This is a genomic window from Enterobacter sp. ECC-219, from assembly GCF_043966805.1.
In the GTDB taxonomy this organism is placed as follows: domain Bacteria; phylum Pseudomonadota; class Gammaproteobacteria; order Enterobacterales; family Enterobacteriaceae; genus Enterobacter; species Enterobacter cloacae_N.
The window spans coordinates 1685408-1698880 of the sequence record NZ_CP143680.1 but is presented as its reverse complement, the minus strand read 5'-3'; the positions used below and the strand labels follow the sequence as shown (position 1 = coordinate 1698880).

General features: G+C 46.4%; 14 protein-coding genes and 1 pseudogene. 2 read left to right on the top strand and 13 right to left on the bottom strand.

The genetic code is table 11. From position 1 onward, the window contains the following. Nucleotides 1-15: 15 nt before the first annotated feature. The 8 genes and pseudogenes from V1603_RS07930 to V1603_RS07895 form a co-directional block, all read right to left on the bottom strand. The gene (locus tag V1603_RS07930; RefSeq protein WP_342902031.1) at nt 16-237 is read right to left on the bottom strand and encodes a DUF987 domain-containing protein; all 222 of its coding nucleotides are present in this window, start codon (nt 235-237) and stop codon (nt 16-18) included. Continuing rightward, complete coding sequence (gene radC / locus V1603_RS07925; protein WP_342902033.1) at nt 234-776, bottom strand: DNA repair protein RadC; 543 nt, start codon at nt 774-776, stop codon at nt 234-236. The genes V1603_RS07930 and radC overlap by 4 nt, the downstream gene beginning before the upstream one ends. A 12-nt stretch (nt 777-788) precedes the next feature. Continuing rightward, entirely contained in the window at nt 789-1232 is a 444-nt protein-coding gene (locus tag V1603_RS07920) for an antirestriction protein (RefSeq protein WP_342902035.1), read from the bottom strand. Nucleotides 1233-1262: 30 nt separating this feature from the next. Beyond that, nucleotides 1263-2083 (bottom strand): annotated as a pseudogene (locus tag V1603_RS07915) (DUF932 domain-containing protein). A gap of 213 nt (nt 2084-2296) precedes the next feature. Next, the gene (locus V1603_RS07910; RefSeq protein WP_248241924.1) at nt 2297-2920 is read right to left on the bottom strand and encodes a hypothetical protein; all 624 of its coding nucleotides are present in this window, start codon (nt 2918-2920) and stop codon (nt 2297-2299) included. 5 nt (nt 2921-2925) lie between these two features. Continuing rightward, nucleotides 2926-3477 (bottom strand): hypothetical protein, encoded by a 552-nt coding sequence (locus V1603_RS07905; RefSeq protein ID WP_248241926.1) that lies wholly within the window; start codon nt 3475-3477, stop codon nt 2926-2928. Nucleotides 3478-3779: 302 nt separating this feature from the next. Next, nucleotides 3780-4661: a GTPase family protein gene (locus tag V1603_RS07900; protein WP_282813351.1), complete on the bottom strand. Its 882-nt coding sequence runs from the start codon at nt 4659-4661 to the stop codon at nt 3780-3782. Nucleotides 4662-4730: 69 nt separating this feature from the next. Then, complete coding sequence (locus V1603_RS07895) at nt 4731-5561, bottom strand: hypothetical protein (protein ID WP_282813350.1); 831 nt, start codon at nt 5559-5561, stop codon at nt 4731-4733. Between the two features lie 570 nt (nt 5562-6131). Between V1603_RS07895 and V1603_RS07890 the strand changes: the two genes are divergently transcribed. Together V1603_RS07890 and V1603_RS07885 are read left to right on the top strand one after the other, a co-directional pair. Next, nucleotides 6132-6341 carry an AlpA family transcriptional regulator gene (locus tag V1603_RS07890; RefSeq protein ID WP_248241933.1) on the top strand — a complete coding sequence of 70 codons (210 nt, stop codon included), beginning with the start codon at nt 6132-6134 and terminating at the stop codon, nt 6339-6341. 744 nt (nt 6342-7085) lie between these two features. Next, nucleotides 7086-7706, top strand: coding sequence for an inovirus Gp2 family protein (locus tag V1603_RS07885; RefSeq protein ID WP_395313733.1), 621 nt, complete (start codon nt 7086-7088; stop codon nt 7704-7706). Nucleotides 7707-7888: 182 nt separating this feature from the next. On the opposite strand, the gene V1603_RS07880 is transcribed toward V1603_RS07885, so the two are convergent. The 5 genes from V1603_RS07880 to V1603_RS07860 all read right to left on the bottom strand — a co-directional run bounded on the left by V1603_RS07880 (nt 7889) and on the right by V1603_RS07860 (nt 13251). After that, a complete protein-coding gene (locus V1603_RS07880) occupies nt 7889-8116 on the bottom strand; it encodes a hypothetical protein (protein WP_395313732.1) in 228 nt (75 codons plus the stop codon). Between the two features lie 111 nt (nt 8117-8227). Next, entirely contained in the window at nt 8228-8473 is a 246-nt protein-coding gene (locus tag V1603_RS07875) for a hypothetical protein (RefSeq protein ID WP_395313731.1), read from the bottom strand. A gap of 140 nt (nt 8474-8613) precedes the next feature. Beyond that, entirely contained in the window at nt 8614-9234 is a 621-nt protein-coding gene (locus V1603_RS07870) for a LuxR C-terminal-related transcriptional regulator (protein ID WP_395313730.1), read from the bottom strand. Nucleotides 9235-10161: 927 nt separating this feature from the next. Next, on the bottom strand, nt 10162-10974 hold the full coding sequence (locus tag V1603_RS07865) for a hypothetical protein (protein ID WP_395313729.1): 813 nt from the start codon (nt 10972-10974) through the stop codon (nt 10162-10164). Nucleotides 10975-11523: 549 nt separating this feature from the next. Beyond that, nucleotides 11524-13251, bottom strand: coding sequence for a Wzy polymerase domain-containing protein (locus tag V1603_RS07860; protein WP_395313728.1), 1728 nt, complete (start codon nt 13249-13251; stop codon nt 11524-11526). Between the last annotated feature and the right edge of the window lie 222 nt (nt 13252-13473).

The following is a 13473-nucleotide window of genomic DNA, read 5'->3' as shown; positions in this document are numbered from 1 at the left end:
GATTAAAGTAAAGGATTAATTGAGAATAACGCTTCGAAGAATGACATAGGGACCATTGCGGTCCTGACGACGTTCAGCAAACACGGCCAGAACGCCGCGTATGTCCTCCACCTCGCGGCCAGCATAATGGCAGATACTGCCTGACCATTTATATTTGCCCGTACTGAAGCGAAACAGTCGGGAGCCAGGATGTTGCCGGTACAGAGTCATTGCCTGGCGTTTGCTAATGATTTTCATATCCAGCCTCGCTCTGCGAACGACACAATGCCCTCTGAACCGATGACCAGATGATCGAGCGTGTTCACATCAACCAGTGCTAGCGCTTCTTTAAGCCTGCCCGTAATGTTGCGATCGCATTGACTGGGCTTCGGGTCACCGGATGGATGGTTATGCGCCAGTACGACAGCTGCAGCATTGAAGCGAAGCGCTGACTTCACTACCTCACGGGGATGGACCTGGACATGGTTAATCGAACCGGCAAACAGCGTTTCGCTCTCCAGTAAACAGTGCTGGTTATCGAGATAGAGCACCATAAACACTTCCCGTTCTTGTCCGGCCAGCTGTAACCGAAGCCAGTCACGGGCAGCAGTGCTTGAGGTGAAGGATATGCCGGGCTGGCGCAGATATTTATCCAGCAGATTGATAGCGCGGCGGATGGTCTGTTGGGCATAAGGTGTCAATCCGGATGTCGCTGGAAGCAGGCAACCATGCTGGGCCATAACCGTCAGTGGAAAAAGTTCAGGCTGTGATGACTCAGGGGATAATGAGGTATTCATGTCAGGCATTCCTCAGTCAATGAGATGCATAATGGCGCTGCACTCTGGATGGTTCAGCACGAAGTCACGTAAGTGATAATAGTGTTCAGTCATCGCGTCACACTCGGTGCGACAGGCATGGTTGCTGTATGCCATCAGGCAGGCGACTATCCCTGCCGCTTCACCAGTAAGTTCCGAGCCGTTGCCGTTCATACTGTGAAACAACGTCCACTTCTTATTGTTCTCTGCCTCAGGAGCTATAAAAGCGCCGCCGTTGCTGAGCGTCGAGAAGTTCCAGATACCACCGTGATAATCGGTACACAGTCGATCCATCCAGGCAAAGATTTGGGGCTCAAGTGTTATCCATTGCGGGATGGAGCCAAAGTGATGTGACCAAAAGCCGATGCGTAACTCGTCAGGGACCACTGAGGCCGTGATTGCTGTCTGCTCAGCGAACTGAAGGTTTTGTGTATCCATCAAACTATCTCCTTATGCCGGAACGATTGTTTAACGCCCGAAAAATTCGAGCATGTTTTCTGCCATAACCCACAGGGCGCGATTGAGTTTCACATCGCCGTCAATGCCGGTAACAGCACGGGTGCGGCTGCTTTTCCCCTGAGCGGTTCGCCCTGACAGACCTCCTTTCATCAGGTTCTCCTGCACGCGCTGGTATACGGTCCATAGGTCATCGCTGTAGTACTCCCGGCGACGTGGGGTCAGCAACTGCGATACCGTGGCCGGCTCGTGGTCCTCACCAAAGCGATACTTCAGTGCGGCATTTGCCAGCGCGTGACGGGCCGGGGCTGGCAGCGCCAGCGACTGCATTGCATCGCGTTTCTCATCCACCCGGTCAAAGACCCCGAGCACTTCGCAAGCACCTTCAATGACCTTCTCGACGACATTACCTTTATGCGGTACCCGCACTTCTCCGATGACTTGCCGCAGACCAGGCCGTTGGTACAGACGCCGCGAAACAGGCCCGGCAGCATCTGGTAGCTTGATGAGCCGTCGTGGCTGTTAAGCAGAATGATTTCCGGTACCTGATGTTCGGTAAGTTGACCGGCACGACGCAGGCGCAGCATGTGTTTGGTGTGCTCCCGCTTGCTCTGGTCGCGAACCTTCGTCTGGCAGGCAAAGAACGGCTCAAACCCCTCGCGCTGCAGACTTTCAAGGATGGTGATGGTCGGGATGTAGGTATAACGGTCCGAGCGTGATTCATGCTTGTCACTCCCGAACACGCTGGGGACATGACTCATCAGCTCTTCGTGGGTCAGAGGCTGGTCACGGCGTATCTGGTTAATCCGGCCAAAGCGGCTGGCTAAACGCATGGGTAACTCCTTTGATTACATGAATAAAAAAGGCCATACCTCCCGAAGGAAGTACGGCCTTTTAGTGAACAAAAATAACGGGGTTACTACCTGGGAGAATACTTTTAGTACCAGGGATTCCAGACAAGCAGGCTGTAACCCAGAACAAGAACCAGGACATAAACAATGCAGGATGTCAGACAGATAACGCCTGCTATCATGTCAGTATCCTTACTAATGGTCGGCCAGACGAACGAGGGAGGCAATACGGGTTTCCCCCTGCGCCAGGCTGCAGTTATTGGCCCTGGCGGATACCAATGCACCAGCGAGCGCCGGGGCCAGTTTCGGAGCCGGATATTGCCAGCTCCATGCCAGTGGACCGTGATCGGATATGCCGTCATTTTCATAGAAATGGAAAACAAAGCTTCCCTTTTTATAATCCAGCATGCGTGATGCTGCGCGAGTAAGATCCGGTGAGAGCTGGCTGTTGAACAGTGTCAGTGGCTGATCCGCATCAGCCTTCATCTGGTGCACTCCCTCCGGGTAATACTGAATGGTCATGCCCGTTGCGCCTGATGCCTTCCCTCCGGTGATGTCCTTCAGCCAGTAAAGGATATTCAGGCGCTTTTCAGGCCCGTTACAGGTCAGAATAAACTTCTGTGTTTCTTTCCCCTTCGTGGCGGTGATGATAAAATCATCCACACCTGCCATGATATGGTCGTGCGTGACCTGCACATTGTCTGCCACCACGCCTGTGTAGCTGACTGGTTTCGGGTCGTATGCTGCAGTCCGGCCCGTCTGGGTCCAGAGTATGGCGACGATAAACAGAAATCGGGCAACAGTGATTACGGTTCTCATTGTATTCATTCTCCTGTTTCAGGCAGGACGACATACATATTCTGTCCCCTGACTTCAATGGTCACGGGCTCACTTTCGCCAGTGTTCAGCAGCACCTGTGCCTGCCAGAAACGACCGCTCACTTCTTCACGCATCTCTGTCACGCGGATACAGCGTTCGTCAAGCCCCTCATCCCGCAGGATTTTTGTCACTGCATGACAGGCATTCTGCGCCAGTTTTGCCGTCCCGGACTGTTTGTTCAGCAGATATATCCCTGCGAATGACAGTGCCGTACACAGCAGCCAGACCTGCATCAGCCGCCAGGGCTTACCCTGCATCTGGTCGCGCTGACGGAGATACACCACAGGGAACCAGAACCAGATAAAGGAAGGGGGCGTAATGCCCTGTTTCATCAGGTTAGTACGGTCCAGCAACACCCAGACCAGGGCAACAACCATATAAATGGTCAGTGCGAGGGGCTGAGGAAAATTCAGGAACAGCACAATCCAGAGGAGCGGAAGGACAACCGCCAGGCACCAGGCAAACAGGTCGGGGCGGACAAACGGGTATGATTTCATGGTTTCGCCTCCCGCTGAATCGTACAGGGGGACAAAATGCAGACAACGTAAATCATGGGATATTCCTTTATAAACAATTGATTAAATATAAGTAATGGCAGGGTTATCTTCACTTGCAGCACAGATCGTACTGGCTTATCAGAAGGCGGGATAATTGTTAATTCAGATCGATATGCGTAAACTGATCGTTGGTATCTATCAATAAAAACGATCGATATGTTGTTATTGATAGGTGATGACTATTTAAATATCTTAATTCGATCGTCGAAACAGATCGAAACGGCAGTGACTGGCACAGAAAATCAGAACAGAAAACGCCAGACGGCACGGATAACGGTCAGGAACTGCTGCCGCAGGTGCTGAAAATGACGAATGAGTGCCCCTGAACGCTGCAGGACCACCGTGGTGTCGTCAAAAATATCCGCTGCCACGCTGACGAAATTGTCCCGGGCAATCCTTTCAGCTGATTCAGTACGTAAATCAGGATGAAGGTGGCAGGTAACGGTGCTGCTGCTTCGCAGGGGCAGCGCCCTGAGCAGCACTTCGACCCACAGTTCGAGGTTGTAGAGCTCTGCGGCAGAAACGGCAATGACCGGATGGACTGCGGCAAACAGTGTGGCAGCCAGTTCAGCGCGGCTAATGAGATGCAGGGCCTGTTGCGGTGAAGGATGATGGCCGCTCAGATCCCATTCCCGGCAAGGCTCTATCTTATCGGCCTGAGAGAGGACGAACAGAAAGTTCTCCGGTTTCGCACCGGCAGTAAGCAGTTCGTGATAACAACGGAGGTCATCCGTCCACGCCCGGTCGTCTGCTTTAAGTACCCATACAACCAGATCCAGCCCGGGTGACTCTTCCCGGTAAAGGCGGCAATATATCCGGTCAAGTTCCGGCGTTTCCCCGATCCCGGGAAAGTCCACAATATAAAGAATGCGGCTTTCGTGGCAAACCTGATAACGCTGTATTTGTCGCGTACATCCCCTGACGGCATCCACCTTCGCCGGAGGGGTACGAAACAGGGTATTACAGAGGCTGGATTTACCTGCACCTGATTTTCCCATCAGACCGATGACAGGCTCATAATTAATAATACTGCTGAGCCGGTGACTGATTATACCAGCCACCTCAGCAGGCAGTCCGGACAGGAGCTGCGTCAGTGGCGTTTCTTTCGGAGATTCAGTGTACATATTTCACCTGTAATAAAAAGAATCTTGTTCACTATCACAGGAGTAATGTAGGGCTGAAGTTATTTACAACTAACCTGGAAAGTTTAACATCTTCTTTGAATGCCTTTTCTTTTGAGTTTCATTCATTGCTTTTAATTTCAGACGTTCTTTGTGGAAAGAAACATCAACCCCCTTGATAAGGACGAGTCCAGGGTTGGTCTTTTCTGGAAATTTCATGGGTAACGTTGACACCGGTATAAAGAATGCACCGGTTTTATCTTTAGCGGACATCTCCGCCACCTTACAAAGCCCTCCGGGTATTCCCCTCCCCGCCTTTGTAATATCTTCATATTTTATATAGCGTATTTTTTCGAAATTGAACTTCCCGTCGTGCTTATTCCATAACGCCCTGTTGACGATAATAACCCTGCATGTTGCGGTGAACATTCCTTCGTAAATTCCAGATTGAGCAAAGGGGCCACTGTAATAACAGGCGATATATGTCTTTAGCACAACCAGAAAATAGCCTTCGTTTTGTTCCTCACGTTTAAAACCATCTTGTTTAATGACATCTTCATGAATTTTTAAGTCAATCGCCTCCATTAAAGATTTGTGCTTTAACCGCATCAGGGCGCTTTCTTTTTCCTGTTGCTGAACTAGGTGAGCAAGTCCCGAAAATGTAATCTGGCCGCTCACAGTGAATTCACGTGACGTGGTAAATTCGGGAAAAAGTTGTACTGAAGCGGGTTGACTCTTACCCTCGTTATCAGCCTGGTGCTGGCCTTCTCTTTCGTTCGTTACCAGAGAGTAAAGATAGTGGGATTCGCTTCTTTTCCCATTGGCCTTCACCGCCTTGCCGAGAAGAAACGCTTTCGTCTCCTCATCTGAATAGTACATCGTTGCCTTAAATTTATATGCCATAAATCCTTATCCCTCTCCTGGTTTCCCTGCGCTTATCTTCTGGTTTGCCTTCCATCTCTGCAACCTGTCCATATCTGATATCGTGCGAAGGCAGCTTAAAATGATACAAAATAAAAAATAAAAAGTAACCTACTTAGCAAGTGTTTAAGGCTACTTATTATTTTAAATATAAAATTAAAGTGACCTACGATAGTAGGTCACTTTTTATTTTATTCATTAAATACAGCCGATTATAAATTTTGATATCAATATGCGATTCCTAGCTGTACACCTTTCTGCAAGGTACTGACTTCCTTAGCAAACTCATGGATAAGATGTTTCGTTAAAAAAAATACTACACCATCAATCTCCATTGCAGCGATCCACTGCGCGCTATGAACTGAATTCTCGTGGCACCAGTCCGGGTAGAAGAGGCGGCGATAAACGCTTCACTGACGCGCCAACTGAAAGCAAATACCTTTATGCCTCATTAATTTTTTACACGGTCTTCCATCTCCTGAGGAAGGCTGCAACACAACACTTAGAACCAGTCATTCCTCCTTTCACTTTTAACGTAAAGGAGATATCCCCATGAACACATCACCTGCTCTGCTGAACGACCAGCTTGTCGATATGGCATTCATCACCACCTATACCGAAATGACAGACAAATGGTTCTACAAACTCATCAGTGAAGGACTCTTCCCTAAGCCAATCAAACTGGGTCGCAGCTCGCGCTGGCTAAAGAGCGAAGTGGAAGTCTGGGTGCAGCAGCGCATAGCAGACTCCAGGGGTAACTGAGCATGGCTGTTAAAGAGTGGAAGCAAGGCTTAGCTCCTGGTGGCCTGGCAGAAGCAAAAATGGGTAAAACAGATGTTGTCCATGAGCACTTCCGAATGTCCTGATTATCAGATTTTCATTTATGTTCTGAATTGCTAACCCTAGAGTAAATTCTGAACGCCAATAATATAAAATCCCGTATGTGGAAAGGCTTTGGCTTATATCAATCATCTTCCGTTATACAGTATATATATTATATACAAAGGAATTAACATATAAAGGGATTCATATATACAAAGAAATTCATATATAAGGAAGTTTAATGTATGAAATCTTAGACAAGCAAGCTAATGGTATATGCGGTTAGATATGTAGACGCATATGAAAAGTGATCAGCAATGTATTTTAGTGAGTACACCCACCTTTAATGCGACATATGTAACCTTAGCTAACGAAATGTAAGCCCAACAGAATGCGCGTAAGAATTTGTTTGTTTAAGCCACATGCATTACTTCACTTTAAATAGCTCAATACACATCCAACAAAATAACTGTTAAATCTCAAAAGCAAGAAGAACTTCATCTCACATAAAGCAATCACACTGTTCTTACCTCAATAACCGCCAGGCGATGATAACGGGGAAATAACGAAGACTTACCTGTCCCAGGCAACACATAAAGCTTAAACCAACAACGCATTCATTACTGCCATTCGCTCTGGCAGAGGCTTCGCTCGCCTGAGAAAAACTCTAAAGGAGAAATACTTTTGACTAACAGTAAATTTGGGCAAATCAATCCGGGGTATATGAAGCGTATTACGGATATTATCAACTTCGCGACAACAGCCCATGCCAGGATATCCGTTTTCACCTTCGTACTCAGACTGCCTGAGCATCGTGATACGGGCGACAGTATTGCCTGTGTCCCTGATCTCAGTTCAGGATTGATGGAACGAGTAACTGGGGCGCTGAGAGCCCGTCTCACCGCCCATCAGAAACGACGTAAGCGGGAAGGCCTTCAGGTGTGTCCAACGGACTTGAGACACTTATGGGTACGAGAGGTGGGAACCAGTGGTAAATCCCATTACCACATGGCGATATTCGTCAACAAAGATACGTTTAATGGATTAGGAAATTATTCTAAAGAAGACCATAACTTGGGGAGTTACATCTGCGAGGCTTGGCTAAGTGCACTGGGGCTGCTCGAATTTCCTGAGTACAGGACGCTGGTTTCTTTCATCAACAAGCCACACTATCTGGAGCGTCTTCGGGTTGACCGCTATGGTCAACAGATCCTGAGTTTACGGAGCCACCTGGAATACTTTGCCAAAGAGCGTACCAAGGTTTACACAAAGGAAGAACGCTCATTTGGGGGAAGTGTCAGGTGAACCAGTTCCACACTTAATGGAGTCATCTAATCATATGGATGAAGACGTTACCAGTTAATCATTCTCCATGTTGGGAGGCACACCGTTTATCCCGGGGAAGGATCGAGGTGGTGCAGTGTGCTATCCGGGTTATCATTGGCTGCCAATCGTAAAACTGAAAGACCTATCTGGGTATCTCGGCATCACTGAAGCATGTCACGTATCCTCCACATCCATCCGACAACCTCTCCCTCAGGATCGCGTTCGTGTATACGGGCGGCAGTCATCAATGGGAACGCCCGTTCTGCCAGACGTGCCTTGGCAGGGTTATCTTTCATTACACCATCAAAGCATTGGGCCAGCGAATAGGCTTCAGCAAACACTTTAGGGTTAGCTTTACCACCGACAGGATGGCCGGTGACGTCGATCATCACACCAAAGGCTTCGTGGATAGCATCGGGATGAAGATAGCTTTCGACCTAGTGTTTTAGCAACTGTATTGCCCAGCATCCGTTGGCGCATGCATTAATGACTTTGACAGCTTAAAGCATAGCAGGAACATCACGATCGTAGATATGAATTTCCCTGCGGTTAAGGGCACGTAGATAATTTTCATTGACCCAGTGCTTGAGTGTTCCTCCACCCAGTATGATAAACGCCACACGTTCATCACTCTCCAGATCAGGAAAAGTGTTGTCTTCTGCGTGCAACGCTTTATTAAGATCCTTAAAGGCGGCGATATCGGTTACAGCAATTAAAAAACGCATAAAAAAGCCCTCATTTTTCACTTGCGGATCCTTTATCAAGATTTGATGATTTAATTATTTGAATTTCAGTGGCAAATTAATATCTCCAATTGGAACTACGAAACTGACACCATATAAGTAGCAAGGCACTTGCTAGCATCATTATTAAAGAAAAAAAGGGTTTATTCAGATACCTGCATCCAGTGATACAGCTCGATCATTCTGGAGAAATTAAGTTTTCTCATGGCGGCACGTTTATGAGTGCTGACCGTTCTTTCACTTATCCCCATGATGGCTGCAACTGCTGCAGGATTTTTTCCTTGACGTAGATATTGTAAAACTTCTCTTTCACGATGGGTGAGTGGTTGATGGCGCAAGAAACGTGTAGTCTTCATTTGCTCGGAAGGTTTTTGAGCGGGGAATAGAGTATTACCAATGAACTGCAACACAGCGATCACAGGATAATGACGATATATAATATTTATTTCTTTTATGTCGTTTTTAATTTTTCCTAAATGAGTACATTGCCTGTCGGCAAGAATGAAACAATACGGAACACCACTATTTAAACAGTGCATTGCTGTACCGCGATAAATTGACTCGAAAAGAATATCAATTCCTTTTCCGGGATTATATTCATATGAAAAATCAGCCTTCCAGTTTCTGAATTCGAGATAAGCAGATAGCGCCATCTTTAACCCAGCCTTAAAGAACTCATCTTCATCAAGAATCACAACTCTGACTGTTTTATTCAATTCTTGATCTTGTGGGTCTATGTCGATATCAGAATTTATTATTTGCACTTTCACCTCAACACATCAATTATTTACTTTATTAAAAGTTTTTTATAACCTGTACAATATGAGATTAATTTTGCGTCTACCTTTTGCACAAAAAAAACAATCAACACTTGCAACAAATCTCCTTCCAATTAAATTGAAACACTAAATAGAGCTACATTTTCATATAGTTTAATTTAATGAAAATAAAGACACAACACTAAAGCAAAAAGCAAAAAGCAAAAAGCAAAAAGCAAAAAGCAAAAAGCAAAAAGCAATTCATTAGCTTATTGCACTGAGGCAATGATAATATTTTTTATATTTAAAACCAATGAACTTTAGGTGGTGTTATAGTTCTGCTGCAATACTGTCAGCCCCCCATCCAAAACCCCACTCGAAATTACATACAGCACAATAGTGCGAAGTCATGACGTCATGCGCCCCGATATTAATAAAAACACGGCTAAGAAGCCAGCTAACCGACTGGCGGCGGAGCTCAACCATCCCGGACTAGTACATCTCGCCGACAGAATCAATAATAAGCAGCCAATTCTTATTGCGCTGCAGGTTGGTGTTAATACTACACGACTCTGCGGTGTTGCTCGCCGGAACCTTTCCTTTCTTGGGCCACTCCACCGTAAACCAGCAAATTAAGCGGCAGTCCCCCCCCGACAAATTGGGATTATAAATCATCCGTGTAATAAAACCATCAACATGCTTAATAAAAAAAACATCATCGAACATCATAGTTCAGCAAAATAAATTTTAATTAACTCACTCAAGCTGAATCGCAACGGATAATTTAAACACTTAATTCCAGTCGGCATTATCGGTAAAGATGGGAGCATCACTTTTGTCATAAATCTGTTAACGGAAGCAACTCTGTCTGCGGAACTTGTTTCCCGTATTATTTAGGACGCTCAAAAACACCGTAAGCAAACTATAGTCATTTTAAATATATTCAATCACATAGATAAATTCTCCTTCATATTTTCCTGGTATACCGCCGCTGTTGGTCGCCCCAACTTTAATGTTTACAATATACGGTATGCCATCACCAGACACAGTCATGTTCTCTTCCGGAACGCTGGTCCATAGATTTACGCCCGGCGAGGATTCAATCTGACTCGGGCCGTAAACATTGATGCGAACAGTTCCAGCCCCATCCCCACTACATTTAAGAGTGGTCTCAATGTTCCTTATCGCTTGCTCTTGTACGACTCCGAGGTCAACAAGCCCAGGGGCCTGGAGACTGCAAACCAATGGTGTTGTTGGGCTACCTTCGGAAGAATACTGAATGTGAAATGATGGATTATCACACATTTTTAATGCTATAAATGTCTCGCTACTTACATCATTCCCCCACCAGTTGTCAACTTTTGGAATCGAGCCGGAGAAGTTTTTTTTCACAAAAGCTGTTGTTGCAGCTGCGAGAGAACCCGTTCCTCGGGAAGGAATACATTGCGGAACTGTTTTATAATACGTGTCCACGGTCTTACCACGACGAACTGTTATGCGAATACAACTCGTCTCGTACGGATCGCAGAGGCCACCATATCCCGCAAATGTGTCCCCACCGTATAGTTCAACATCAACGATACGAGCGTTTCCTCGATCTGCAGAAGTCTGAATCTGGACGTAAGCGGGGTTTGGTATCATTTGATCCGGATCGGGGCCAAGGACATATGCATGGCTAGTGGGCAGGATGAATCCTGAGACAAAAATAAATAACCATTCTAAACGAACCAAAACCGTCTTTATCACTTTTTATTCCTTAATTTCATTAATATAGCCAAGAAAATACTTTCATCCAAAGGATAACCCGGCTTAGTTCTAACCATACAACCGTTAGCTCCCTCAACTCAGTCTCTGCCGGTAACAGTACCTATCCGCAAGTTTGCTCTTAAAGCCGCAAACGTCATGTAAGGTGGTTTTCGATCACTCCGCGCACCGGTAGAAATATATGCGCTCCATCAGAGCCCTGCTCAACTCCCCCGGTTAAGTCTTATCCATGGCGAGCAGTCAAAAATTCTAACGAACGGAAACGCCCCATTCAATTTAATGAATCTCACGCTTTAAATTTGAACAAATATTTTAAAAAAAACCAAAAAATTAGATTTTTATTTTCCAATAGAACAAAAATGTATTTTACAGGATTCAAATCAATTTTACTTAAGTGAGAATAATCAACTTCTTTGCACTGCCGCTTAGAGGGATTGTCTAAGTCAGGCGGCGCAGGAATGGGAGGCAACGCGAATCGCTGTTTAGTCCAGCATGTTTTACTGACATGTTGGTCATTCAGAGGATGATGTTTTAACCCTCCCGGTTTTTAATCGCTGCGATAAATCTCTCATCCATCGGAAACAATGCCGCAGCTTCACGCTGATATTGATCGGCCAGGACATCCTGCTGTTGGAAGCGCAGAATTATGACAAGATTTGCATACACGTTTTTGTCTATACGGTGATTTAAATATGACTGCGCCCACTCAGTATAGGTTTCGAGTAACTGCTCGTCTCGCGTTAGGTTAAACCTCTGCAAAGAGGAGAGCTGATAATCAAACTGCAGCCGTTCAGTATGCATCCAGCTCATCCATACGGGTAATGCCACTACCTGATGCATATCTTGCAACCCTTTTTTCTCAGCCTGAGTCAAAACTAACCCGCTATAGAGTCCGGTGGAGGCGGCGAAAAATGCCAACAGTGACAACGTCAGTATTGGTAATCGAAAGCGCGTAAACACCGGACCGGGAGTCAAAACTCCCAGACGCTGACTTATCAGCCTATCGAGCATTGCCAGCAGCATCAGGAATACCAGCCAGTGCAACGTGGAAAGGTAAAAGGGATACTCAGTCTGGGTGTGTAGCACAATAGGGAGCATTGCGATACAAAGTGCCATAGCCTCACCGGCAGTGGCTTTACCTAAAGCGAAAGTCCAAACGTCGCTGTAGCAGGCACGAATCATCAACTTTAGCCCCCCCATTATCAGTAGCACCATACCTGATAACGCAACCAGGCCCCCTTCCACCCACCACAGCAACAATTCATTATGAGGATGACGGGCAATACCTACCGCTTCAGTAGATAACCCGTGAGCAAGACGAAAATGTTGAAAACTGTACTCAAAACCACCGTAACCCCAACCAGCAAATGGCTTTTCAGCAATCATAGCCAGAGTATCATTCAGCATAGAGATACGTGCATGATTGGAGCCAGCATGACTGATATAGCGTATGTTGCCTACCGGTAAATCCCCCCACCACAACACCAACACTGCTGTCAGGGTTCCCCCGATTACTAAAAACGAAGCGATTGAGGCTCTATGTGAACAACGGCGATAGAAACACAGAATAAATGCTCCTGACACCAAGATGCCAGCCAGCCAGCCGGTACGGGATTGCAACCACACAAGCACCATCGGCAATAACACCAATGCCAAAGCCAGTGCACGGCGGCGCCAGCGTTCAGCGTTTAGATTTGCTATATGAAAGCATGGCAAAATAAATGCCGCCAGCGCCAGCGCCATGCCGGTAGCAATAAAGCTGGCCGTGACATTGGGTTGCTGAAAAATCCCCACCGCTCGTCCACTGTTTGCGGGTATCCAGCATTGGACAAGTTGCGGTGCAAAAAGCTGCAACAATATTATTAGTGCCTGAACTGCAGTCGCGACCAGAATTATATACAGGACAGCATGGCGCTGGCGTGTCGTCATGTGCACCTGTAGCCAGGTAAAATAGAACAATACACCGGTAAACAAGCCAGTCAACCGCCAGAGGGCACCGCTCTGCCACTCCGGGTGGGTAAAACCCACCGGCAAAATCAATAGCAAAGAGGCTGCCAACAATGTGCGGCAGGTGGGAGTAATCACCGTATGGCCTTCTATTGCAACCCCCCACCATACGGCCATTATTAATGCAGCACCTCCGCAGAACAGCAGATTAAAAGGGAGTGCTATTCCTACTCCCCCTGGGTTGGGTAAATACATAACGGTGGGAATAAAAAGCAAAAAAACAAACAAAAAAGAAACTCTATTAAATATCATATAGAACCCGACAGTGGAATAAAACGACAGTCTTATATTTGTTTTATTAAAGCATTGCTCTGTTAATCTAACTTAATGGTAGTTAGCCTACAATAAAATATTTTCACAGCCGTACCCATATTGATTTCATCCTTCGTAACGCGTTCAGTCTGATAAGTTACTGAATGTTGATTAACGCTTTGTACATTATCCCAAAAGCCGTGGGGCATTTCGATAGGTATG